Here is a 569-nt window from a genome sequence, read left to right on the forward strand (position 1 = left end):
TGAAATTCTTAGTTGTATGCTTAAAGACAAAGATTGCAGAATTGAAGCAATTAATAAACTTAAAGCAAAATGTTTCAGTATAGACTTAAATCAAAGATTGTTCAGAACTATTGAGCAAATGGAAAGAAATAATAAAAATATTGACTTAACTTTAGTGCTGCAGGAAATGGATGAATTGGGTTTAAGAAAAGATGGCGATATATTTAATGTTTCAGAGATTTACAATAATTTCTCACATAAAGAAAACTTGAATAAGCATATTGAAAAATTACTGGAAGGCTACAGAAATAACGAGTTTAAAAAGAAAATGTTTAATTTTATTGCAACAGATAAAGTGTTAGATACTGACAATGTACTAAATGAATTAAGTAAAATTATTGAGGATAGACAAACAGAGGATACGTCAACGATTACATTGCAGGAATGGTTAGTTAATGAAGTGGGTAAGAGATTAGAACTTGAAAAACCCCAACCATTAGGAATACTAACAGGATATAGGGATTTAGACAGAATGTTAAAAGGAATAGTTGAGGGCAGTTTAGTAACGTTATTAGCTAGAAGTGGTATAG

The 569-nt window shown here is 29.5% G+C and carries 1 protein-coding gene; it reads left to right on the forward strand.

The genetic code is table 11. The annotated features are described in order from the left end of the window. Positions 1 to 569 (forward strand): DnaB-like helicase N-terminal domain-containing protein (locus tag CLTEP_RS14250; RefSeq protein ID WP_153016381.1); only part of this gene is annotated, 569 nt, incomplete at both ends.

Source organism: Clostridium tepidiprofundi DSM 19306 (assembly GCF_001594005.1).
Lineage (GTDB): Bacteria > Bacillota > Clostridia > Clostridiales > Clostridiaceae > Clostridium_AC > Clostridium_AC tepidiprofundi.